At 59.3% G+C, this 24,973-nt stretch carries 16 protein-coding genes and 1 pseudogene; 5 read left to right on the forward strand and 12 right to left on the reverse strand.

The genetic code is table 11. The features are described 5' to 3' along the window. Positions 1-175: 175 nt before the first annotated feature. Complete coding sequence (locus D6851_RS13980) at positions 176-712, reverse strand: hypothetical protein (RefSeq protein WP_120325529.1); 537 nt, start codon at positions 710-712, stop codon at positions 176-178. 150 nt (positions 713-862) lie between these two features. Next, positions 863-1,027: pseudogene (locus D6851_RS18080) on the reverse strand (transposase); the annotation flags it as partial. A gap of 112 nt (positions 1,028-1,139) precedes the next feature. Between D6851_RS18080 and D6851_RS18290 the strand changes: the two are divergent. Then, on the forward strand, positions 1,140-1,382 hold the full coding sequence (locus D6851_RS18290; protein ID WP_338014753.1) for a Mu transposase C-terminal domain-containing protein: 243 nt from the start codon (positions 1,140-1,142) through the stop codon (positions 1,380-1,382). Here the strand turns inward: D6851_RS18290 and D6851_RS13995 are convergent. The 5 genes from D6851_RS13995 to D6851_RS14015 all read right to left on the reverse strand — a co-directional run bounded on the left by D6851_RS13995 (position 1,283) and on the right by D6851_RS14015 (position 6,952). Continuing rightward, complete coding sequence (locus tag D6851_RS13995) at positions 1,283-2,794, reverse strand: glycoside hydrolase family 27 protein (protein ID WP_238474114.1); 1,512 nt, start codon at positions 2,792-2,794, stop codon at positions 1,283-1,285. The genes D6851_RS18290 and D6851_RS13995 overlap by 100 nt on opposite strands. Before the next feature lie 58 nt (positions 2,795-2,852). Beyond that, positions 2,853-4,256: an amino acid permease gene (locus D6851_RS14000; RefSeq protein ID WP_120325595.1), complete on the reverse strand. Its 1,404-nt coding sequence runs from the start codon at positions 4,254-4,256 to the stop codon at positions 2,853-2,855. Positions 4,257-4,307: 51 nt separating this feature from the next. Further along, entirely contained in the window at positions 4,308-4,967 is a 660-nt protein-coding gene (locus D6851_RS14005) for a GntR family transcriptional regulator (protein WP_120325532.1), read from the reverse strand. A gap of 62 nt (positions 4,968-5,029) precedes the next feature. After that, positions 5,030-6,028 carry a 4-hydroxyproline epimerase gene (locus tag D6851_RS14010; RefSeq protein WP_120325533.1) on the reverse strand — a complete coding sequence of 333 codons (999 nt, stop codon included), beginning with the start codon at positions 6,026-6,028 and terminating at the stop codon, positions 5,030-5,032. Positions 6,029-6,040: 12 nt separating this feature from the next. Continuing rightward, positions 6,041-6,952: a dihydrodipicolinate synthase family protein gene (locus D6851_RS14015; RefSeq protein WP_120325534.1), complete on the reverse strand. Its 912-nt coding sequence runs from the start codon at positions 6,950-6,952 to the stop codon at positions 6,041-6,043. Positions 6,953-7,021: 69 nt separating this feature from the next. Here D6851_RS14015 and D6851_RS14020 point away from each other — a divergent pair, with 69 nt between their 5' ends. Next, positions 7,022-8,275, forward strand: coding sequence for an NAD(P)/FAD-dependent oxidoreductase (locus tag D6851_RS14020; RefSeq protein ID WP_120325535.1), 1,254 nt, complete (start codon positions 7,022-7,024; stop codon positions 8,273-8,275). Then, entirely contained in the window at positions 8,272-9,462 is a 1,191-nt protein-coding gene (locus tag D6851_RS14025; protein ID WP_120325536.1) for a M24 family metallopeptidase, read from the forward strand. The genes D6851_RS14020 and D6851_RS14025 overlap by 4 nt, the downstream gene beginning before the upstream one ends. A 60-nt stretch (positions 9,463-9,522) precedes the next feature. Here the strand turns inward: D6851_RS14025 and D6851_RS14030 are convergent, their stop codons facing one another. Genes D6851_RS14030 through D6851_RS14050 form a run of 5 tightly spaced genes read right to left on the reverse strand, consistent with a single transcriptional unit; the run spans position 9,523 to position 19,092 of the window. Then, complete coding sequence (locus D6851_RS14030; protein ID WP_147395488.1) at positions 9,523-12,273, reverse strand: DUF5695 domain-containing protein; 2,751 nt, start codon at positions 12,271-12,273, stop codon at positions 9,523-9,525. Positions 12,274-12,296: 23 nt separating this feature from the next. Then, positions 12,297-13,871 carry a family 43 glycosylhydrolase gene (locus D6851_RS14035; RefSeq protein ID WP_120325538.1) on the reverse strand — a complete coding sequence of 525 codons (1,575 nt, stop codon included), beginning with the start codon at positions 13,869-13,871 and terminating at the stop codon, positions 12,297-12,299. Continuing rightward, entirely contained in the window at positions 13,872-15,668 is a 1,797-nt protein-coding gene (locus D6851_RS14040) for a DUF885 domain-containing protein (RefSeq protein ID WP_120325539.1), read from the reverse strand. It abuts the gene before it with no gap. Then, positions 15,668-16,705: an Ldh family oxidoreductase gene (locus D6851_RS14045; RefSeq protein ID WP_120325540.1), complete on the reverse strand. Its 1,038-nt coding sequence runs from the start codon at positions 16,703-16,705 to the stop codon at positions 15,668-15,670. Before D6851_RS14045 ends, D6851_RS14040 begins: the two co-directional genes overlap by 1 nt. Further along, positions 16,702-19,092: a glycoside hydrolase family 127 protein gene (locus D6851_RS14050; protein ID WP_120325541.1), complete on the reverse strand. Its 2,391-nt coding sequence runs from the start codon at positions 19,090-19,092 to the stop codon at positions 16,702-16,704. The genes D6851_RS14045 and D6851_RS14050 overlap by 4 nt, the downstream gene beginning before the upstream one ends. Before the next feature lie 400 nt (positions 19,093-19,492). Here D6851_RS14050 and D6851_RS14055 point away from each other — a divergent pair, with 400 nt between their 5' ends. Beyond that, positions 19,493-21,916 carry a S9 family peptidase gene (locus D6851_RS14055; RefSeq protein WP_120325596.1) on the forward strand — a complete coding sequence of 808 codons (2,424 nt, stop codon included), beginning with the start codon at positions 19,493-19,495 and terminating at the stop codon, positions 21,914-21,916. 8 nt (positions 21,917-21,924) lie between these two features. After that, on the forward strand, positions 21,925-24,681 hold the full coding sequence (locus tag D6851_RS14060; protein WP_120325542.1) for a DUF5695 domain-containing protein: 2,757 nt from the start codon (positions 21,925-21,927) through the stop codon (positions 24,679-24,681). Positions 24,682-24,973 lie beyond the last annotated feature (292 nt).

Genomic DNA, 24,973 nt, shown 5'->3' on the forward strand with positions numbered 1-24,973 from the left:
CAGGGTCCGTCGGCTTACCAAGGCAGTGCGGTTCTATCTTCGCCCATTGGGCGTCTGTCAGTACAAAGCGATCCATCCAAAGCATGAATCACAGCGATACTGATTTGTGAATCCCCACAGACCCTAGAATGCGACGAGGACGAGAAGCACTGGGATGAGCAGTTGAAAAAGGTCGCTAAGGGGAAACCAATCGACAATTCTCAAACTTGACGTAGGCATCGTTCGCTTCTGCCAACTGGCAATCAGCGACAAACTTTTCTTCTTTTTCTAGACGCAACGCTTGCGCGACCGCTGCCTTTTCAAAGTAGAGAAAATAGGATGGCGCAAGGCGATCCCGTTCCGGAACAAGCGTGACGTGATCCCCGCTGTCCAAAATATCGCGAACAATCCCTGTCACAGATGCTGGGGCCCCTATGAACGGCTCCACCAACTTGGAAGCTTGAGCATCGGTCATACTTTCATAGTACCCCTCAAAGCGGGCAAGAGGGATGCCAGTGACAGTCAACTCTGGTGCCTTTGCCGGGACTGAAACTTCTGCGCTCTGCGGCGAGTGTTCTTGCCTTGTGGAAGTTGGCCACACTGAAGCAATCATCAGCAAAATCCCCACGCCGATACCCAACTCCGCAAAGCGCGGGTGGATCGTCGGGAATCGATATCTCGCAAATCCGGACACGAGGCTTAAGCCAATGCCGAAAACGGGGCTGATATCCATACCGCTTTCATATCAGCGGCATCCATGTTTGCAAAAGATACAATCGCCTTTTTTAACGGGGTATCATGCCACCAATAAACGAACGGCCGCGATCCTCCCGGGGAGCACATAGCACGGCCCGTTTCTACCGCGCACAGGCGGGTCAAACCCGCGACCGTTTCTTAGAATGTCACGCTCCGCCTTGAGCTTGGCCACCTCGCGCCGCAGGCGCTGGATCTCCTGCTGCTTTGGCTTCATCTGGCTATGACCGGGAAACGCTTCTCGCGGCGATCCTGAAAATGTCTTCACCCATTTGCGCAGCCCTGTTTGATGGACACCTTATCTCCGTGTCCACAACCGGCAGCAGGCCAAAGATCGAGCGTCTATTTCGGACGCTCAACACCGAACTCCCTTTGATGCCTGGCGAGCCGAAGGCTGGTTCTCGCACATGCCAGAAACGCTGAGCGAGTTAAACCTGCTCCTCGTGATGGTGGCGAAGCCTCGCACTGTTCACCGCGACGGCATCCACCTCCAGGAACTGCGGTATTTCGACCCGACATTGGCGGCCTACGTCGGAGAAGTTCGCGTATCCTACCAGACGCGGAGCATCACCGAACCATGCGCCGGCACGGTAAAGGACAGATCCTTCCCGGTCAGATCGCTATGCGTCCAGAGATTGCGGGCACCCTGAATCGTTTCGGCCTCTATATCTTCCGGTCGCACAGCCATCCGGGCGGCAGCGGTGCCGCGATTGAATAACGCCACGGCAGTGCTGCCATCGGACAGTGGCTTGGTCCACACTTCCTGCTGACTGTCCTTGCGTAGCGGCACGCCCTGTTCACCGCGCGCGTCCTGATCGATGGCGATCACTTCGCGATTGGTCAGCAGCGCCAGTGCATCATCGGAGGTTTCCCGCAGATCGTGACCAAGGATCAGAGGTGCAGCAGACATCGCCCACAGGGTCATATGCGTCTGATATTCTTCATGGCTCATCCCGCCATTGCCGATTTCGAGCATGTCGGGATCGTTCCAGCCACCCGGCCCGCTATATTCCGGTTTCTTGGGATTACGGTTAAAACCGATATCTTCCATCACCGGCCATTCATCGACGATATCGCCGGTAGTGCGCCACAGATGACCACCCACCTGCCGGCCCCAGTTGCCGACATCGAAACGGCCATATTCGCAGATCGAATAGAGCATCGGGCGGCCTGTTTCACGGATCGCCTTACCCATTTCATAATAGGACCGCAGCACAGTGTCGCGCGTGTCATAGAACCATTCGCCCGAGCACAAATCATATTTGAGATAGTCGATACCCCATTCGGCAAAGGTCTCCGCATCCTGCTCGACATGGCCGTAAGAGCCTTCATAGCCCGCACATGTTTTAGGACCCTGAGAGCTGTACAACCCCAGCTTCAGACCCCGCGCATGCACATAATCGGCCAGCGCTTTCATATCGGGGAATTTATCATTGGGCTGGATTGAACCATCCGCCGCGCGCTCACCCTGCCAGCCATCGTCAATATTGACATAGATATAGCCGGCATCGCGCAATCCGGTTTCGACCAGCGCATCGGCCATGGCCCGCACGGTGGCATCGTCGATATCTTCGGCGAATTTGTTCCAGCTGCTCCAGCCCATGGGTGGCGTCATGGAGCGGCCATCGAAGGGCAGCGGCTTTGCCTGCGGCAACGTCGTCAGTTTGAAGCGGCGCTTTTCGGCCTGGGCTTTGGTGCCACGATAACCGTCTTCTTCATGCTCGGTATGCCAGACCGTCCCGGTCAGATGGACACCCTGCGGCGTGCGCTCAGCATGCCAGATGCGCGTGGGGTGCTCCTTATCGTTGAGATTGCGCATGGTAAAAGACATCCGATCGCCCTCCACCGCAATATCCTGCATTTCCATCGGCCCGTACCATTCACTGGTAACGGTCCCTTCCATCTCCCCTTTCTTTTCGGTGACTTCCATCATGGTCACACCGGGATAAGACGGGGCATCGTCGAACAGCCAGATCCCTTCGAAATCTGCCTCATCCGCGTAAGCGGGTGCGGTGGAAAATGCGAAGAGAGAGGCACACAGGGCCATAGTCAGGGGGCGCACGTCGTCGTCTCCTTGAAACGGAAATGGGTGAAAAGAAAAAGCCGGCTGTGCGGCAGCCTTATTCGGCCGCCGCACTCTCCGCTGCCGTCACCTGTCGCGCAAGAGAATGGCGACGGCCATAGAGGAAATAGAGCACCAGCCCGGCCGCATTCCACATCAGGAAGCGGGTGATCGTATCGTTAGGCAGGCTGAAGAAGAGATAGAGGCAGCCCAGAATCGCACCGCTGCCCACAAGATAGGGTGCGGGGCAACGGAACAGGCGCTTCATGTCAGGGGCACGGCGGCGCATGATCATCAGGCAGGCGCCGACCGAAACAAAGGCGATCAATGTACCGGCATTGGCCAGCTCGGCGATTTCATCGAGCCGGAAGAACCCGGCGACCAGCGCCACCGAAAGCCCTGTCACCGCCGTAATCAGCGTAGGCGCACCGGTTCGCGGGCTGATCCGGGCAAGACCGCGCGGCAACAACCCGTCACGCGCCATCACGAAGAAGATCCGGCTCTGACCATACATCATCACAAGGATCACCGAAGGCAGCGCAATAACAGCAGCCAATGCGACAAGATGCGCGGCGAAAGGCTGATTGAGCGAACGCAGCACCAGCGCCAGCGGTTCGGGTGAATTGCCCAGTTCAAGATAGGACACTGCGCCGACGGCGGCGACCGCAACCAGCATATAAATCAGCGTGCAGACCAGCATCGATCCGACAATACCGATGGTGAGATCACGCCCCGGGTCCTTCGCTTCCTCAGCCGAGGTCGCCACAGCATCGAAACCGTAAAAGGCGAAAAAGACGATTGCGGCAGCAGCCATGACACCGCGCTTTTCCCCCATGATTTCGGTACTGACGAAACCGTAAGGGGCGAAAGGTTCCATATTGCCGCTGTTGAAAGCAGGCAGAGCGATGGCGACGAAGACCGTCAAAGCCACCAGTTTGATGATGACGAGAATAATATTCAGCGTAGCGCTTTCGCGCGTGCCGGCGATCAGCATCCCCATCACGCCCAGCGCAACGATCACGGCAGGCAGATTGATGACACCGCCCGCATGCGGCCCGGCCAGCAAGGCATGGGGTAAATGGATGCCGGCGGATTCGATCCATCCGACGAGATAGCCCGACCAGCCTACGGCCACTGTCGAACAGGCCAGCGAATATTCGAGCACCAGGCTCCAGCCAACAACCCAGGCGATGGTTTCACCCATGGCGGTATAGCTGAATGTATAGGCGCTCCCCGCGGCCGGGATCATGGTGGCCATTTCAGCATAAGCGAGCGCTGCGCAGGCACAAACCGCACCGGCAATGCCGAAAGCAATGATAACGGCAGGCCCGGCCCTTTCTGCCCCGACCCCGGTCAATGTATAAATACCTGTACCGACGATCGCACCGACCCCCAGAGCGATCAGATGGGGCCAGCTCAGTGTCTTGGCGAGGCTATGTCCGGCGCCATGGCTGCCGTGCATTTCGATGGATTTACGTGGTCCGAACAAAAAGCCCTCATTTCTCCGTCGGCCTTATCCGACGGGTATTAAAGCGAGTTCCGCACGCAGGTCATCCAGCGTGCCTTGAATATGACTGGCCAGCAGTTCCGACGTTTTAGCGTCATCGCGCGCCAGCCAGGCGTCGAGCATCTGACGGTGTTCCTCATCGGCCCGGCCTCCGCGCCCCGAAGGCTGGAGATGGGCGACGACATAGCGTTCGGCCTGAATGGCCAGACGTTCGATCAGTTGCTTGGTGATTTCCCGGTCCGCCGCGGTTACCAGAGCGGTGTGAAAGGCCCGGTTGCAGACAGCGACATTGCTGCCCGTCTTATCCGCCATCGCTTCATCCAGCGCCTCGAAGGCGGCGATAGCGGCTTTGCGTTCTTTGTCTCCGGCGACGAGTGCGGCATGGCCTGCCGCTCCCGGCTCGATGCTGAGACGCAGTTCGAAGATTTCCTCTGCCGTTTCAATCGACATGGGTTGCACGAAATAGCCACGATTGGCCTGACTCTTGAGCAGACCTTCCTGCTCAAGGCGGGCCAGCGCTTCGCGCAAGGGTATCTTGCTGACCCCCAGTTCGGTGGCCAGCGCATCCTGACGAATAACTTTACCGGTCGGGAATTGACCCGTGATAATCCGGTCGCGAACAACTTCCAGAACCTGTTCGGACAATGTGCGAACGACGATGCTCATAGGGGCAGCTCCATTTGGGCGGGCCCCGGCAACAGCGCGAACGGCTCTGGACGGGATCCCGGTCATATAACCTGAAACCCCTTCCAGAAAGGATCGTCACTATCAATCCACACTGTGTTCAAACCGGTATTATACGCGGTGCCTTCAATAGAAGGAATAATCGCCGGAACATCGCCCAGCATGGTTTTTTCCTCGACCCGGCCGGTGAAGCGGCTGAGAATATAGCTTTCATGCACAAAGCTGTCGCCAACCCCCAGCAGGCCCTTATCGGCCAGATGCGCCATCCGCGCCGAAGTGCCTGTGCCGCAAGGGCTGCGGTCGATGGCCTTGTCACCATAGAACACCGCATTGCGGGCATCGGCACCCTCGCCTTTCGGTTTGTCGGCCCATAAAACGTGGCTCAGGCCCTGAATGGTCGGGTCTAGCGGATGAACCGGTGTGAATTTGGCACGCACCGCTTCACGCACCAGCGGGCTGAGCGTAAGAATCTGCGATGCGGTAAGATCATCGAGCCCGGTATAGGCGCCCTGTGGCTCAACAATGGCATAATAGTTTCCGCCATAGGACACGTCGATAGTGAGCGGGCCGAGGCCCTCCACATCGATTTCGATGCCCTTTGCAGCCACATAGGCCGGAACATTTTTTATCCGTACCGAAGTAACCCGGCCATTCTCCATCGTATAAGCGATATCGATTTCACCGGCAGGTACTTCGGCACGGATGCGACCCGGCTCGGCGGGCTCGATAAGGCCATGTTCAAGACCGAATGTGATTATGCCGATGGTGCCGTGTCCGCACATCGGCAGGCAGCCGGATGTCTCGATAAAGAGGATGCCGACATCATTGCCCGGCTTGCAGGGCGGATAGAGAAATCCGCCCGACATCATGTCATGTCCGCGCGGCTCGAAACACAGGCCGGTGCGGATCCAGTCGAACCGCGACAGGAAATCCTGCCGCCGTTCCGACATGGTAGCGCCTTTGAGCAAGGGCGCCCCGCCTGCAACGAGGCGCACCGGGTTTCCCGCGGTATGGCCGTCGATGCAGAAGAAGGTGTGACGCATCGACGTATCGCCTCAGGCCGCTACGGTTGCTGCGCCGACCGGGCGGGTTTCAGCCGCCTTCTCGACCATGGCAATGATCTGCTTGCGGCGTTCGCCTTCGAGCGGGAGACGCGGAGGCAGAACGCGTTCGGAGCCGCGGCCCATGATCTGTTCGGCCAGCTTGATCGACTGGACCAGATCGTGTTCGGCATCGAGGTGGAGGAGCGGCATAAACCAGCGGTAGATTTCCATCGCCCGGGCATGATCGCCGCGCTCGAATGCAGCAACCAGCTCCACGGATTCTTCCGGAAATGCGTTGGTGAGGCCTGAGACCCAGCCCTGCGCACCGAGGTAAAGACCTTCCAGTGCCACATCGTCGAGACCGGCGAACAGTGTGAAGCGGTCATCGAATTCATTGTAGAAATCGGTGAAACGGCGCGTATCGGGGGCCGATTCCTTGACCGCCACAATGTTTTTCACATCCCGGATGAGACCGAGCACTTCAGCATCGATCACCGTCCGGTAAGCTGGCGGATTGTTATACAGCATGACCGGCAGGTCCATCGAGGTAGCCACTGCACGGAAATGGCGGGCCAGCTCATGCGCCTTGGGCACATAGACCATCGGGGGAAGCAGCATCAGGCCATCGGCCCCGGCCTTTTCCGCAGCCTGCGCATAGCGAATACCACGACGCTCATCATATTCGGAAACACCGGTTACGATCGGAACCCGGCCATCGGCGACTTCTACGATAGCGGTCAGCAATTCCACTTTTTCTTCGAAAAGCAGCGAATTATTCTCACCCACGGTTCCGAGGGCGATGATCCCGTTCACGCCATCCTTGATGAGGTTGTCTACCATCTTCTGCGTGGCAGCGACGTCGATGGACAGATCTTCGCGGACCTGCGTAGTGGCGGCGGGGAAAACACCCTTCCAGTCGATCATATGTATGCCTTCTAAACTTGATTACATATACCGTATACTATACTGCATTGCGCAACACAAGGGGTCAAAATGATGAAAGTTTTTGTCGTTGGCGGTGGCGTGGTCGGATTGTGCAGTGCGGTGGCGCTGGCCGAGGCCGGGCATGATATATGCCTGTGGGACGCAGAGAGTCACCAAAAAGGCGCACAAACCGGCCCTGCATCGTGGGGCAATGCGGGCCATATCGCCACCGAACAGGTGACACCGCTCGCCTCACCGGATTCGCTGCTGACCTTTGCACGGCGGCTTTTCTGTCTGGGCGGTCCGCTTGCCATGCCGCCGGGGCAGTTCGCGGCATGGGGCCCCTTCGCCCTGCGCTTTCTGGCCGCTTCCCGCCCTGCCTCTTATCGCGCGGGAAGCACGGCGCTGCACGCTCTGGCGACGCAGGCTCTGCCTGCCTGGCAGCGCCTGGCGGCCCGGTTGCGCGAACCCGGCCTGCTACGTGAACAGGGCCATTATGTCACCTGGGAGAGCGGACGGAGCGCCACCGCCGGCAGAGCCCATTGGGCCAGGAGCGATATTGGCCCCTGCACCATCGCGCCGATCACCTCAGAAGAGTGTACACAACTTCAGACAATCAGCCCCTCGGGAATCGCGGATGGTATCCGGTTCAGCGGCACGGCGCAGATTGCCGATCTCGATATGTTACGTGAAACGCTGCTTCACCGGCTGACCGCGCTGGGCGGGACTGTCCGGCATGAAGCGGCCGAACTGTCGCTGGCGCATGGCAATGTGCTGGTGAACGGGGTAAGCGCCGATCAGGTGCTGGTAAGCGCCGGCCTCGGATCAAAAGCTCTGCTCGAAGCGCTCGGCCATACCGTCCCGATCATTGCCGAGCGCGGCTATCATATACGCGCACAGGCCGAGCGATGGCCCGCCGACATGCCCCCGATCGTGTTCGAGGATCGCAACATGATCGTCACGCGCTATAAGGACAGCGTACAGGCGGCCAGCTTCGTCGAGTTTTCCGCAAGCGATGCACCGGCCGACCCGCGCAAATGGGAAAGGCTGGAAAGCCATGTCGCAGAGCTTGGCCTGACGGTTTCTCCCCCTTATCGGCGATGGATGGGATGCCGCCCGACTCTGCCGGATTATCTTCCGGCCATCGGGCGCTCACGCCGGGCCCGCAATCTGCTTTACGCATTCGGGCATCAGCATCTCGGATTGACATTGGCAGCCATTACGGCGGATCTCGTCGTTAATCTGGCTGACGGAACGCAACCGAAGGTGGATATGACCGCCTTCGATATTGACCGCTTCGGCGGGAAAGGAATTGAGCGATGAGCATGATCGGCGGATCCGATTTTGATACGGAACTTGCAGCCATCACCCCCTGGCAGGACCGCGCCGCGCCTATCACGCAGGCCGAATATCATGCGCGGATGAAGCGTGCCCGCGCGCTGACCGAAGCTGCGGGTGCCGATGCGCTGCTCGTCAATGTCGGCGATTCGATGCGCTATTTCACCGGTGTCCCATGGATGCCAACCGAGCGGCTTGTGGCTTTGCTGCTGCCGGTCAAAGGCGATCCGGTGATGGTGTGCCCCACTTTCGAACTCGGTTCGCTGAAAGCCGATATGGCGGTGGAGACGGAATTCGCTCTGTGGGAAGAGCATGAAAGCCCGCAGGCTCTTATCGCTTCGGTACTGGGCGCCGGCAAAACACTGGCGGTCGATCCGGTCTTCCCTTTCCAATGGGGTGAAAAACTGCGCGCGGCGGGTCTTAGTCTGGTCGACGGAGCCCCTGCCATCGACGGTTGCCGCCAGATCAAATCACCCTCTGAGCTGGCTTTGCTACAGCAGGCGAAGAATATGACGCTGGAAGTGCATCGCCGCACTGCGCGCATTCTGCACCCTGGCATCAAAGCCAGCGAAATCAAACGCTTCATCGATGCCGCGCATCGCAAGATGGGTGCACCTGCCGGTTACAGCTTCTGCATCGCGCAATTTGGCCAGGCGACCGCTTTCCCGCATGGCCTGCCGGGCGACCCCGAACTCAAAGAAGGCGAACTGGTGCTGATCGATACAGGTTGCCGAATCGAAGGGTATCATTCCGATATTACCCGCACCTATGCCTTTGGCGATGTAAGTCAGGAGATCCGCGATATCTGGGATGTGGAAAAGGCCGCGCAGGCGGCGGCATTCGATGCGGTGAAACCCGGCGCCCTGTGCGAAGATGTGGACACGGCAGCGCATAAAGTGATCGACGCAGCCGGGCTCGGCCCCGATTACAAGCTGCCCGGCCTCCCTCACCGCACCGGCCACGGGATCGGCCTGTCCATCCACGAACCTGCCTATCTGGTGCGCGGTGACACAACGCCATTGCAACCGGGCATGTGCTTTTCCAACGAACCCATGCTGGTAGTGCCCAATGCCTTTGGGGTTCGTCTGGAAGACCATTTCCACGTCACCGAAACCGGCGCGCAATGGTTCACGCAGCCGCAGTTTTCGATCGATCAGCCTTTCCCGGCCTGATGGAAAAATCGCCCTGCCCCCGGTGCACTATCTCGCCGGGGAGCAGTAGCGAACATAGTTTTATGCCAGACGGCGCAGCGTGAAGTGCCCCGTATCGCCCGACAGGGGCAGATAGAGTACGCTGCCGAAGGAACTTCGCTCGATCCGCGCGGCGTTATTGTCCACCTGCCAGTGCCCCTCGCCGCCAATATGCAGCACTGCCTCATGCGGTGCCGGATTGTCGCTTTCCAGTGTAAGAGAAACTTCGGCACAATCGTCGCTCACCGCGATAGGCATGTCGCGTGCGAAACGGTCTGTTTGCATATGCAGGTCGAGCGTGCCGCCGGTGAGCCGGGCATGGAAACGTCGCCTGACCCCGTCGCGCGGAATCACACGATTGCGCCCTTGCCCAGGCGATAAATCGCCCGCCATGGCGATCCGTCCAAACACCGGATCGTCGCTCAGCAGACAGGTGGCAGCCCGCAAGGCCCCGCAAAAACCGAGATCGATTTCGCAGGCATAATACCAGCTACCGCGATGATGCGGCTGTTCCAGCCAGGTTTTGCCATAAGGGGCCGGTTCGAAACCACCGCCCGCGCCGCCATCATTGGCCTCACCCGGATACCAGTAACCATAATCGCTTTGCGGTGTCCCGCTATTGAGGAGCGCCCATGAAGACAGGCTCGATGCTGCACCGAGGCGCAACAGGGCATGCGGCCGGGCACTGTCATGCAATGCGTGATCGAGCACCGCCCAGCCTCCCATTTGCGCCATATAGCTCAGCAAATAGGCATCCGACCCCTGCGCCCGGTAATCGCTGCCGAGCGTGTAATAGGCAGGTTCCAGCCAGCCCCGGCAGAAGAGATTGGCCGCGATCTGCCTGTCGGCGAAGCGCTGCGCATCTGCATGGCGCACACCCAGCGCTTCACCCGCATGGTCCAGCGCATAGCGTGCGAGCGCCTGCGTCGATTCAAAACCGGTCGAATCGAAAGGATATTCGGATCCGAACAGATCGGGATTGTCATTGATGAAGAAGCGAACCTTCTTTTCCCAATGGCCGCGCAATCGGCCGGCAAGCGTTTCCTTGCCTTCGGTCTGCAAAGCTTCGACAATCTCGGGGATCACCAGCTCATTATAAAAGCCCGTGCCATAGGCGCTCCATCCGATCACACCCTCGGGAATTTCGAACATGGCAACCGCTGTCTGTCCGGCACGTTCGAGATAGTCTTGCGCAGGCAGTCTTGTGGCGATCTGCGGGTGGTCGCGCGCCACACGATACATGCTGTAATACATCAGGAAGAGATGCGGATAATCGTAAGGCCGCCAGATATGCATCCGGCCCTTGGGGCCTTGATCCGTACTTTCGCGATTCTGCTTCCAGTCGGGAATACCGTAAATCCCGTAGGACCAGCTTTCCTCCGTGCTGCGTTGCAACCCGCCCCATACGAAATGGTGGATATAGGAATCGAGCGCTGCCACTTCTTCGGCCACCGGATAATCGGCATTCTTGGCGGCCAGAAAAGCCGGTTTGCTGAGGCCCGGATCGTCGCAGGTGACTTCATAGATGCGCCAGCCTTCGATCCGGTCATAATTGTCCGGCCCCAGCAGCGCGCCGTTTTCCATATTATATTCGGCCAGCAGCCCATTATACCATTTCGACGGATCGCGATGCTGATGCCGCGCGATAAAGGCGCCGCGTTTGGCAATCAGCGTCTCGACCGGTTCGGTCACGAAGAATTCCAGCCATGTCCGGCGGCCGCCCGCCTGTTCGAGCGCCAGACGGTTCTCACCCAGACGGCGGAAACGGAGGCGGTAAATCTGCGTGCCCCCCGCTTCGGACACCGGTTCGATCACAGTTTCTCCCGGATATTCCGCCTGAACGGCCAGTACCCTCTCGCTGCTGCGCAGCGCGATCAGCGCGGTCATATCGCTCGGCAATGTCATACCGGGCGCGATTTCGACATCGATCAGGCCATGATCGGCAAAGGCCTGTCGCACCGCTTCATAATCGGTGCACCAGCCAAAGCGGAACCCATATGAGCGTGTTTCGCCCGGCTGCAGCACCAGCGCGCTATGCGGCAGGCGCCAGTTGCAGCCATGCGCCTGCGCATCCGCCCCGGCGAGCTGCGAGTGGATATAGGCGCGATACGGCCGGTCCTGCCCGCTGCCATCGTAATGGTCCCAGAATTCGAGCGCAGTATTCCCAGTCGGCAGCATCGTCAGATAGGGACCGGCCGAATTGGAGCGCATCCAGAAGATATGCGAGCCATGGCCGGAGATGAAACTATGCTTCATCACCGCGGCATGGGCGGGTTGCCCGGCGTGAAAATCGGTGTGCATCGGCAATGGCAGCGCCAGATCGCCGATTGTCACCGGACTGTCCGCCAGACTGGTGAAACGCATATCCCAATGCAGCGCCTCGCCATGGAGCGAGAGCGCAATTTCCACTTCCAGCGCAGGCATGCCATGCGCCGCAAGACGATAGCTCCGGATATGTCTGTCCGGCGCAAGCTGGCTTTCGCATGGGTCGCTAAGGGCGCTGGCAAAACCTTCCCATTCGCCCTCCCCTGCACGCCAGCCCAGTTCGATCTCACCCAGTCCTTGCCCCGAGGCAATATAATCGGTGTCGAAATCATCCGTACGATAACGCAGGCTGGTAATGGCTCCCCGGTCGGTTCCGATCAGGAAGGGACTGTCTGTGCGATCGAGCGCGCCGGTCACGCGGCGCGGCGGGAGCGGTTTTTTATCGGCAGCACGCACAACCCCGCTGCCTGCCACAAGGGCCAGCGCAGCGCTGGCGGAGAGGAGCCGCCGCCGCGACAGCGGGGGCAAAAGCGATGCCTTTGCCCCCGGCCTCACTCGCATGGCGCCATAGGAGTGACCGGGGCAGTTCCCGGCTTCTTCGCTTCAGGGGTAAGCACTTCCCATTCTTCCACACCCATCCCGGCATGGCTCTTGCCATCGCCCGATGCGGTGAGCACCGCACGCAGGCAGCGTGTTTTGACCGGAGGAAAGCTGACATCGAGAAAGGTGCCACTGCCGCCCGGATAGGCGTCAGGTGTCAATATTTCCGCCCAGTCGCTGCCATCCCAGTAGAATAACTGCCATTGGGCGGGTGGCGCTACACCGATACCCGATCCGGCGGGCTGATCGGCGAAAAACCAGATCCGCGACCCGTTCACCGTCACAGGCTTTTCCCAGCGATATTCGATCCATTCGCTCGCCGGATTATCCCCGCTCCAGTTGCCCCACATTTCAGGAGGCAGAGGGGCTTTGCGCGCCTTGCGGTCATTCAGTGCTTTGATCCAGTATTGCACCGGAATCGGCTGATTGGAGGCGAAAGCCTGCGCTTCGGGCGCGATATTGCGGGTCGGCTCGGGCGCCGGGCCAGGGCGTTTCGTGGGCGTAACGAGGTTGATGGCTGCCGGTGTCCGGCTGTCATCAAAGGTCATTTCATCCACCGCCACACTGCGCCGGAACGGGCCGCCGCCTTTTGCATCGGCAGTGTGATAAGCGAAGTAATAATGCCCCTTGAACTCGGCCACGCCCGGATGAGAGGTGGTGGAAGAGACCGGCTTCAGCACCACCCCGCGATAGGTCCAGGGCCCAAGCGGCGATGGCGCAGTGCCATAAGCGATACAGGCGTGATAAACCGCCGGTGTGCATTCGGAATCCGGCCCCGCCTTATTGCCGGCATAGAGCATGTAATAAGTACCCTTGCGCTTCATCAGCCAGGGCGCTTCGAAGAAGCCGGTAAGGCTGTCCACCGTCACAATATCGCCTTTGGGCGTCATCATATCCGGTTCCAGCTCAACCCCGCGAAGCTGGCCGAATGTGCCCCAATAAAGGTAGACCCGGCCATCATCGTCCACCAGCACGGTAGGGTCGATGTTCTGGATCGTATTGGCCACCGGCACACGCTGCGAGATGATCGGACCCGAAGGATGCGCATCGTGCCATGGGCCTGTGGGGCTGTCGGCCACGGCCACACCGATAGCGAAACGATCCTTCGCATCGGAATCCTTTTCCATCACCGGCGCATAAAAATAGAGCCGCCCGTCGAGCCCTTTGACGATCTGCCCGGCATAGGCGCGGCCTTTTTCGGCCCAGTCGAACACATCATGCGGGCGGGCAATGGCCGGATAATGCACCCATTCGCCCGAGGCGGGATCGCTGGTTTCGAGCAGTTGCCATTCGGGCATGATGAAATCGTTGACCCCTTCGGGCGCTTCGTCACGCCCGGCAAGAATCCACAGCTTTCCATCGAACACGAAAGGGGCGGGGTCGGTGGAGTAATACTCCCCATCGGCCAGAATGGGATTACCCGGCGCATGGACCTTCCGCCCGCCATCATCGCTTTGCCCGGCGCAGGCTATGGTGGCGGCAGACAGCATCAGTGCCGCTGCCGAGCCGGTCAGGAATCTGGTCATCTATTCCTCGTCAGGATAGGGGCCCACACCGCCATCGGCGATGAGCTGATCGACACGCTGGGTGATAACCGGCAAGGGCACCGATCCGAGTTCGAGCACCGCATCGTGGAACGCGCGGATATTGAACTTTTCGCCCAGTGCCTTTTCGGCTCTTGCACGTTCCTGCACAATGGCCAGCTCACCCATATAATAGGAGAGAGCCTGCCCCGGCCAGGCAATGTAGCGATCCACTTCGGTGGTCACTTCATGTTCCGACAATGCCGTGTTTTCGAGCAGATATTGCTGCGCCTGTTTGCGCGTCCAGCCCTTAGCATGAATACCCGTATCGACCACCAGACGCGCAGCACGCCACATCTGATAGCTCAGCATGCCATAGAGTTCGTAAGGCGTCTGATAGATGCCCATCTCTTCGCCGAGCTTCTCGCTGTAAACCGCCCAGCCCTCCCCATAGGCAGAGAGATAGGTGTCGCGGCGGAAGGCCGGCAATTTGGTATTCTCAGCCGCCAGCGGCATCTGGAAGGCATGGCCCGGCGCACTTTCATGCAGGGTCAGCGCAGGCAGTGAATAAAGCGGGCGCGAAGGCAGGTCATAGGTATTGACCAGGTAGATACCCGGCCCGCCACGACCGCCCGTATAATAAGGCGCAATCGATGCAGGCACCGGCTTGATCGCAAAGCGGCTGCGCGGCAGATGGCCGAAATACTGGCTGGCTTTACCGTCGAACATCTTGGCGATCCACGCCGCGCGGTCGAGCAGATCCTGCGGCTTGGTGACATAGAATTGCGGATCGGTCCGCAGGAAGGTGTTGAATTCAGGCAGGGTTCCTTCGAAGCCCACTTCCTGCATCACATTCTGCATCCGCGCCTTGATTTTGGCGACTTCATCGAGCCCGATCTGATGAATCTCATCCGCCGACATATCGCGCGTCACGAATTCACGGATCTTGGAACGGTAATAAGCCTTACCGTCGGGAAGATCGTAAGCCGCAAGGCTTGTGCGGGCATGGGGAAGATAATCGTCCCGCATGAAGGTCAGCAATCTGGAATAGGCCGGGACGACCGCCTGCTTGATCGCTGCCCTGGCCTGTGCCCTCAATTCATCCTGTTTGGCCGCCGGAACCGCATCTGACATTTTAGCAAAAGGTGCATAAAGCGGCGATTCTTCGGCAGAAGGCGCATCCACCACGGCGGCAATTTCGGAATCCCGGCCCTGCAAAGTGATGCGCGGCGGCGTGAAACCGCGTTTGAGCCCGGCCCGCATATTCACGATCTGCTGATCGAAATAGCGCGGAATCTGCTTCATCATCGCGATATAGTTTTCATAATCCGCTGCGGTGTTAAAATCGCCGCGGGTCCAGTAACCGATATCGCCCCAGAAACTGGTATCGGCAGTCATCGGCTTCTCATATTCGCGATATTGCTGCGCCGCGAGCAGGCTCTCCACCTGTTGCCTGTAGACCGCATAATTCACCTTGTTTTCAGGTGACAGCGCATCTTTATCCAGTGCATCAAGCGCCTTGATCGTGTCGGTCCAGCGCGCCAGCTTCTCGGCCTGCTTTTCCGGGCCGACATCGGGAAGACCCGCACCAGCATCCGAACCGCTATCTTCATCGGGCGCCATCTGGCCGGTGCGCCATTCATATTCTGCAGTATAAATTGTTTCGAACTGCCGGTCAGCCGCGCTTTTCGCCGTATTGTCCTGCGCATCGCAGGCGCATGCCTCGGCAGCCATCGCCGGGCCGGCAGGAAGCGTCATAGCGGCAACTCCGATAATTAGAGCGAATTTCAAAGCACGCATCACGCTTCCTCCAGCAATTTTTCAATATCGCGCATCAGCGCAGCAGGTATATCGACGCCATCGGTGAGACTTTTTCTGCGCGCTTCATAACGGCGCTGAGACGGCAGACGCGCCCCTTGCCCGGTGATCGTATCGAACATCTCTTCGGCATGTTTCATATGCTCGCCCAGCATTGCGCCGACGAAACCTGCCGGATCGACAGCGATGATGAACTCGCCGCCAATCGGCGAACCGCCGCGCCCGCCATCGGCTTCGATGGATTGCAGGCTGGTCATATCTCCGATCAGCGGGCCGCCCAGCAATTCGACCATAGCGGCAAGCGCCGATCCCTTATGACCGCCAAAAGTCCGCATCGCGCCTTTGAGCACGTCTTCAGCCACGGTGGTCGGGTTACCTTGCGGATCATAGCCCCAGTCATCGGGCACCGGCTTGCCAGCCCGGCGATGCAGTTCGATTTCCCCGCGCGCCACAGCGCTGGTCGCAAAGTCGAACACGAAAGGTTCGCCCGAGGGGCGCGGCCAGCCAAAAGCGATTGGATTGGTGCCGAAGACCGGCTCCGTACCGCCCGCCGGCGCTACCCAGGCATGGCTCGGCGTGACGGCCAGAGTCACCACACCTTCGCTGGCCAGCTTTTCCACTTCGGGCCAGAGCGCGGCGAAGTGGACCACATTGTTGAGCGCCAGAGCGGCAATGCCGTATTTCTGCGCCTTCTCGACCAGAAGGGGGGCGCCGAGCCGGAAGGGAAGCTGGGCAAAACCGCCCTTCCCGTCCACCCGCACAAGAGCGGGTGAGGGCTCGTCCAGCACCGGCTCGGCATCGGGAACCACAACTCCGGTTTTCACGCTGCTGGCCGCTACCAGCAGGCGATAAATTCCATGCGAAGCGCAACCATCGCGCTCTCCCGCCACCATGGTTTCGGCCACGGCATCGACATGATCGGGCGAAAGGCCGGTTTTCGCCAGCCCCGCTTTGGCAAGCGCACGCACTTCATCGAGCGTCAGATGGACGGTTGCAGCGCCGTCATTCGCATCGCTCATACGGCGTCACCCTTTTTCGCTGTGTAAAGCACCACACCGAAGACCGGCCCCGCCGTGTTGCGGTCATGCGGATCGAAGCGGACGCGAACCTTGCTCTTGCCCTTCGTCACTTCAGGCGGAATCGGATATTCGACAGTGAAGAATTCGCCCGGCTTATTCTGATTGAGCGTCTGGGTGGCCAGCTTGTAATCGTCGATCATAATATCGAAGCTGCGCTCACGCTCACCGCCCCAATAAGTCGCCTGAAGCATGAGATCACCTTCGCGAACCTTCATATCGAAGGAGAAATATCCGCCCGAGCGGGCATCGCGACCGTTCTTGCCGCGATAGGTGACCGGGTAGGAAATATCGGATTCCAGATTATGATCGCGCTCGGCCTGCATCTCGCCCAGATGCATGACATCGACCGAGCGTTCGGCAATATCGCGCAGACGGGCCTGTTCGGCGAGATAGGCCGCTTCTTCACGCTTCCAGTCGCTTTCGCTGAAGCGTTTGAAATAGACGGCGCTGCGGCGATCATACTGGCTGTAGAAAGGCACGAAACGCAGATTGCCCGGCCGCACGATACCCTGCGTGTCATAGACTGCCCATTCGGGCGATGTCGCGTTGAACCCGGCAAGAATATTGGACCCCACCAGTGCCGGATCGGCGCCATCGAATTCCGTTTCCGTCGAGCCGAGATCGGCGGCCAGAACCAGCGGCCCGCGCAGGATGGAAATCATGTCGGGATCGTCATGAGTGGCTTCGATATGCAGTTCGAGCGGGATGGAAATGGCGAGTGTATCGCCCTGTGCCCAGTCCCTTTCGACAATTGCATAGCCATCGCGGACCGGCGCATCCACCGGCTCACCATTCACCGTGACGTTCGCCTGCCCCTTGGCAAAGCCCGGTACGCGCAAGGCAATAGGGAAGCGGCCCGGCTTGCCGATACCGTAAAGCGTCAGCCTGCTTTCGCTTTCATAGGGATAGCGCGTATCGAGCACCATATCGGCTCCACGCTCAGCCCAATGGGCCTGAGCGGGAATGTAAAGATTGACCAGCAGCATGTCCTGCCCGTCCTTCTCGCCCTGCCAGAAGATGGACTCGCCATGTTTGGCATGGCTTTCCATGCCTGTGCCGACACAGCACCAGAAGGCGTCCTCACCTGGCTGCGAATAGCCGCGTGCCGCCCCGCTCATCAGCGGCGTCATATAGGTGAAACCGCCGGTTTCAGGATGTTGCTGGGACAGAATATGGTTGAGATGGGTCCGTTCGTAATAATCGAACAATTCGGCCTGCGGCTGCCAGCTATAGAGATGGCGGGCCAGTTTCAGCATATTGTAGCTGTTGCAATGTTCGCAGGTCTGTTCGGTAATATGCTGCGATATGTGATCGGGTTCGAAGAAATATTCGCGGTCGGCATTGCCGCCGATCACATAGGAATGGTGATGCGTCACGCGATCGAAGAAGAAACGCGCGGCGAACTGATCCTTCGGGCTGTTCGACACTTCATAGATGCGGGCAAGCCCGATCAGCTTGGGAATTTGCGTGTTGGCGTGGAAATTGGCCAGCTTGTCTTCCCCCGCGCGCAGCGGATCGAGCACACGATGGTCGTAAATCCGGTTGGCGAGTTTCAGCCAGCGATCATTGCCGGTCCGGGCATAAAGTTCGGCAATACTTTCATTGAGGCCGCCATATTCGCAGGCAAGCATCTCTTCGACCTGATCGTCATCGAGCGCGGCGAAAACCTTGTCGATATAGCCGGCAAGGCCCACAGCGATAGGCAGCGCCTTATCGACACCGCAATGGGTCTGCGCATCGAACAGGCCGTTAAACAGCTTGTGCCAGTTATAATAAGGCACCCAGCAACCATTGAGATCGAAACCGCCCGAACTGATATTTCCGGCCATGATTTCAGGGAAGATTTCCTTCCCGTCCACCACTTCGCCATCCTTGCGCTTGCGCGTGAAGCCGGCGACATAACCGTCCCCCTCGGCATTCTGCACAATCTGCAATTCATCGACGATATAGGCTACACGGTCACGACATTCGGGGCATCCCGTCTGCGCATGGACGAGCGAAAGAGCGGAGAGATAATGGCCCAGAGTGTGCCCGGCGATCGTATCGCTTTCCCATCCGCCATAGACCTCACCCTTGGGTTCAAGATCGGCATTGGTGCGATAATTATGCAGCAGCCGGTCGGCGCTCAGAGACAGGAGATATTTGCGATTGGTTTCCACGGCATCGGCAAAGGGGCCGGGGCGCAGACGAACGGCGTTCAGCGGCAGGGGTTTTGCATTTTTGGGCAAAGCGCCTGTAAGCTCTGCGGCGAAGCCCGGCCCGGCAGCGGCAAGAACCGCTATGGACGCTGCGCCAGCAAGCAATTGTCTACGTGTCGGTGCAATCATTTGCCCTACTCCGGAATCTGAAACCACATGATGTAATACCGTATACCATAACTACATGTTTACGGAACACGGTCAATGGTGGTTTGTAACACAAATGGAGCATGGGCCACCCGACGACCTCTTGCGGCGAGCCTTACCGTAGGTAAACCTTTTGGGAAGACAGGAATTTTCCGTTCCTGAAAGGCGTCGAACAATGTGATCATACCAAAATACTCGGAGTATATATCGTATAATATCATTGACGCTTCCCGCTTTGCTTGGTTTAAGCGGTCCTGAAAGGGGGCGTGACGTGAATTTCAGCATATTTGAATTGCATCCAAAAAGCAGCCAGCAGATTCGAGGGAATCGGGCGGCTTCGCGGCGCGCGAACGGATTTCTGGCCGGGATGAACAGCCCCCGCATGAAACGCTCTCTGCTGGCGGCAGCGGCCCTGACCGGTCTGGCGATGGCCACCCCCGCAGCGCCGCTTCTGGCGCAGGATACCGCCACAGCCGCTGCGACCTCCCCCGCCTCGGTCGCGCAGCGCTATGAACTGGCGGATCGCTATCTCTATGACGGGATGCGCGATCTGGTGGTCGATGCCGGCATGAACGCGCAATTCGTGCATGACAGCCAGGGTATCGTGTTCCGTAAGGGCCCGGCCGGTCAGCGCCAGATTCTCTATCTCGATATCGCCCGCAAACAGGCCCGCCCGATCATTGCCGAAGCCAGGCTTGCCGCATTACTGGCCCAGGCGGCGGATAAAGAGCTGAAACCGCATGAACTCAGCCTGCGCGATGCCGATTTCGACCCGGCCACGGGTGAACTTAGCTTCAACGCTTTCGATAAACGCTGGACGCTCGATGGCGCTGGCATACTGACCGAATCCGATACGGGTCAGCCCGGCGGCGAAGGTTCGCTCTCACCCGATGGACGCTTCCGGGTCGTAGCGCGCGATTTCAATCTGATCGCGATCGACACCGCAAGCGGACGCGAAGTGCCGCTCACCACCGATGGCACGGTTGAACAGCCCTATGGCCGCGATATCCCCATGCTGCCGGAAATACTCGCACAGGGCACCGAACAGCCCGATATGCCCGTTTCGGTCCGCTGGTCGCCCGACAGCACGAAAATCCTGACCTGGCGGCTCGACACGCGCGGCGTGAAAAAGCTCTCCGTCACGCAGGAAAACCCGCCCGGAGAATTCTATCCCCGCAGCTTTGACTATATCTATCCGCTTGCCGGGGCGAAAAAGCTCCCGCAGGCCACCCGCTATATCGTCAATGTCGAACAGGCACTGAAAAAGCATAAAGCGAAGCTCGTCAAAGCCGATGTGCCGAGCGAAAGCCTGCTCTATCCTGCCGCGCCCGATATGGGCTGGTACAAGGACAATACGGCGCGGATGCAATGGACCGAGCGCGGCTATGGCCAGCTCGTCGTTTATCGGGTCGATCCCGCAACCGGCGCATCGCGCAAAGTGGCGGTGGAAGCGATGAAACCGCTCGTCACCGTCACGTCCAGCTTTATCTGGCCCGCAGAGCAGCTTCATGGCGAACTCGACGTGTCCGAACGGTCTGGCTGGGCGCAGCTCTATCTGGTGCGTCCGGACGACCCTGCAGGCGGTTATCCGCTGACCCGCGGCGATTGGGAAGTGACCGGAATCGAGCATGTTGCCGAAGACGGCCATTCCATTCTGCTGACCGGTGTGGGCCGCGAATATGACCGCAATCCTTACTGGACGCAGCTTTACCGGGTAAATCTCGATGGCAGCCAGCCTGTCCTGCTGACGCCGGAACCGCTCAATCACGATGTAAAAGTCTCGTCTGACGGCCGCTATGCCATCGATGCAATGTCGAGCCCGACCGTCCCCACCCGCACTGTGCTGCGCGATACGCAGACCGGGGCTATCCTGTTCGAACTGGGCCATGCCGATGCCAGCAAGCTGATGGCCAGCGGCTTCACCCCGCCCGAACCTTTCAAAGGCGTCGCGGCGGATGGCAAAACGCCGCTTTACGGGATGATTTACCGCCCGGCCGATTTCGATCCGACCAAAACATATCCGGTGATCGACCATGTCTATACCGGGCCGACCACCACGCAAGTCCCTGCCAGCTGGGGCCGGGCGATCTTTTCCGCCTCCAGCTCAGTGGCGCAGCTCGGGGCCATCGTGGTGATGATCGACGGGCGCGGCACCTCGCATCGGGGCCAGAAATTCCGCCTGCCAGCCTATCAGAATCTGGGCGAAGTGGGGCTGGACGATCATATCGGCATGATCCGCCAGATGGCGAAACGCTACCCCTATATGGACACCGACCGGGTCGGTGTGTTCGGCGGCAGCGCCGGGGGCTATGATGCGGCTCGTTTTATCCTGCGGCGGCCCGATTTCTTCAAGGTTTCCATCGCCTCCTCGGGCAATCACGATCTGCGGCTCGACAAGGCCTGGTGGCCCGAAGTCTCGATGGGCAATGCGCCGGAAAACGTGTGGGAAGCCAATTCCAACATGTCGGTCGCGGCCAATCTGAAAGGCAAGCTGCTGCTGATCCACGGCGATATTGACGATAATGTGCCGGTCACCGAAAGCTATCGCCTCGCTCACGCGCTGATCGAAGCGAAGCGCGATGTCGATCTGGTGATCCTGCCCAATACCCGCCATGCGGTCTATCAGCCCTTTTTCTGGCGCAAATTCCGCGATTATTTCACCCGCAATCTGATCGGCGACACACCGCCGGGCCTCGATGCGGACAACCCGCCGCTGGGCGATGAGACATCGCCGCTCCAGACACCTGAAAATCCGCAGAAAACCCCTGCCACATCGCCGGAAAGCCCGGCACAGGACGAGAAGTGAGATTCCCCATGACCCGTTCCCGTAAATTACCGGCAATGGCCGCTCTGATGGCTTCGGTTTCGCTGGCCACGGCCCTGCCCGCCCTGCCCTCCTTTGCGCAGGAAGCCGAACAGGCGAAGCCATCTTATCCGCCGGTTCAGACCGTTCCTTATAAAGTCGGCCCTTTCACCATCGCTCTGCGCGCCGATACGGGCACGCTCGCGCGGCTGTCTCCCACTGCCGAACCGGGTTTCGACTTCACCCCGGCCAACCGTCTGGCGGAGAGACAATATAATGGTTTCAACCATATAGGCGATCTGCATCTGCGTCTGCGCCAGCCCGGCGGGGACTGGCAGGATTTCAATTCGGCGCATGAACGCAGGCAAATTGCCGCGCTCGCCGCCAAAGGCAATGTCTTTGCCGCTTATGACATCACCGCCAGTATGGGCGCAGGGATTCCGCTTGAAGTCACCCGCGAATGGGCCAATGAAAAGGGATCTCTGGCGCTCTATTTCACGCTGACCAACAGCAGCGATAAAGCGGTGGAAGTGGGCGCGCTGGGTATGCCCATGGTGTTCGACAATATCATTTCGGATCGCGACCTTGAGGAAGCCCATGCCGAGGCGAGTTTCGTCGATCCCTATATCGGCCGCGATGCGGGCTATTTGCAAGTGACGCGGCTCAACGGCAAAGGGCCTTCGCTGCTCGTCCTGCCCGAAAAGGGCACCCCGCTCGAAGCCTATAAGCCTTTGAAAATGCCTTATGAAAGTGAAAATATCTTCACCGACAAGACCCAGCGCGGTCAGACTTTCGAAGGGTTTTATGACTGGACCGTGGCGAGCAAGGGCTTCGCCGAAAAGGAATGGGCCGATGCCGGACAGCAGTGGAACGAACCGACCAGTTTCACGCTGCAACCGGGCGAAAGCCGCCGGTTCGGCGTCCATATGGTCGAAAGCCCGTCGATCCGTGCGATCGAGGAAACGCTGATCGACAATGACCGTCCGGTGGCGGTGGGAATGCCCGGCTATGTCATCCCGCAGGATCTGCCTGCCGATCTGTTTCTGCATACAAAGCAGGCCATTGCCGGTTTCGAGGCCTATCCCGAAGGGGCGCTGAATGTAACCGAAGAGGGCCAGAACAAGGGCTGGAAGCACCTGAAAGTCTCTTCCGGGGGCCATTGGGGCCGTGCCCGGCTGACCATCGCCTATCGGGATGGATCGAAACAGACGGTCAGCTATTTCGTCACCAAGCCGTTAGCCGAAGTGAATAAGGATCTCGGCCATTTCACCACCACCGGCCAGTGGTATGACGATCCGACAGACCCGTTCCACCGGTCACCCGCCATCCTCACCTATGATCGCGAAGACGATAAAATCGTCACGCAGGACCCGCGCGTCTGGATCGCCGGGATGAGCGATGAAGGCGGTGCCGGGGCCTGGGTCTCGGCCATGATGAAACAGCTCGACAATCCCGATCCGGCGGAAGTCGCCCGGCTCGAAGAGATGGTCGATGAGACCGTGATCGGCCATTTGCAGGTCGCCGATGGCGAGCATAAAGGCGGCGTGGTCAAAAGCCTGTTCTATTACCAGCCCGACGAATTTCCCGAAGGCTTTTACGATCCCGATATCGACTGGACGAGCTGGACCTCATGGTCGAAGGAACATGCCGCCGATCTCGGCCGGTCCTATAATTACCCGCATGTCGCGGCGGGCCACTGGGTGCTCTATCGTCTGGCGCGCAACCATACCGGCCTCGTCACCCGGCATGACTGGAAATTCTATCTGCAATGGGCCTATCAGACCAGCGTCGCCATGATGGAAGACGCGCCCTATTATGCGCAGTTCGGCCAGATGGAAGGCGATGTCTTCGTCGATATTCTGAAGGATCTGAAGCGCGAGGGGATGAGCCAACAGGCCGCGCATATGGAAAAGCTGATGCGCGAGCGGGTCGATCACTGGCGCACCCTGCCCTTCCCCTTCGGCAGCGAAATGGCGTGGGATTCGACCGGCCAGCCCGAAGTCTATGCCTGGATGCGTTATTTCGGCTATCAGCAAGAGGCAGACAGCACGCGCGAAGTGATTTTGAGCTACGACCCCACCATTCCGAGCTGGGGTTATAATGGCAATGCCCGGCGCTACTGGGATTTCCTCTATGGCGGCAAATATCCCCGGATCGAACGCCAGATTCACCATTACGGTTCGGCGCTCAATGCCGTGCCTTTGTTCGACGCCTTCCGCGCCGATCCCGCAGATTTCCACCTGCTGCGCGTCGCCTATGGCGGCTTTATGGGCGGAATTACCAATATCGACCAGCAGGGCCGTGCTTCGGCAGCGTTCCATTCCTGGCCCGATATGATGAAGTGGGACCCTTATACGGGCGATTACGGCATGGGCTATTTCGGCCATGCCTATAGCGCTGCCACCTATCTGGTTAAACACCCCACTTTCGGATGGCTCGGTTTCGGCGGTGAAGTGAAACAGACGGGCGATGCCATTGCCGTGACGCCGAAAGACGGCGCCCGCTCACGCCTGTTCATTGCGCCGGCCGGTTTGTGGGTGACGCTGGAAGCGGGCAAGATCGCTTCGGCGCGCTACACGCCTTCGACCGGCACGGTGACACTGACCCTCGATCCCGCCACCCCCCATACGCCCGAAGCCCGCCTGCATATCGAGCAGACGCTGGCCGACGGCGCGCCTTACACGCTTTCCGGCGGACAACTGGAACGCGATGCCTATACGGTGAGCCTCTCCTCTCAACCGACGGACATCACGCTGACAGCCCGCTAATCCGAATGGTGCGGGGGCTTCCCGTCATTTGCACCCGCACCATTCCCCTTTTCCAGACGAGCGCAAAGCGGCGCTGAACAAAGAGCAGATACCGGCTTTCGACGCCCGGCACATCTTCTCCGCTTAACCGCTTTTCCAACAGATCGCGGCCCGTCAGCCAGACGCTTCATATCGGGCGCATTGTCCGGCTCTGGCCCCCTATCGCCCTGTTCCCCATCGCTATACCCATGAAAAAGGGCCGGTTCTCCTGCTGGAAAACCGGCCCTTTCCGGGACCCTGACCGAACCTTCAG

The organism is Altericroceibacterium spongiae (genome assembly GCF_003610805.1).
In the GTDB taxonomy this organism is placed as follows: domain Bacteria; phylum Pseudomonadota; class Alphaproteobacteria; order Sphingomonadales; family Sphingomonadaceae; genus Altericroceibacterium; species Altericroceibacterium spongiae.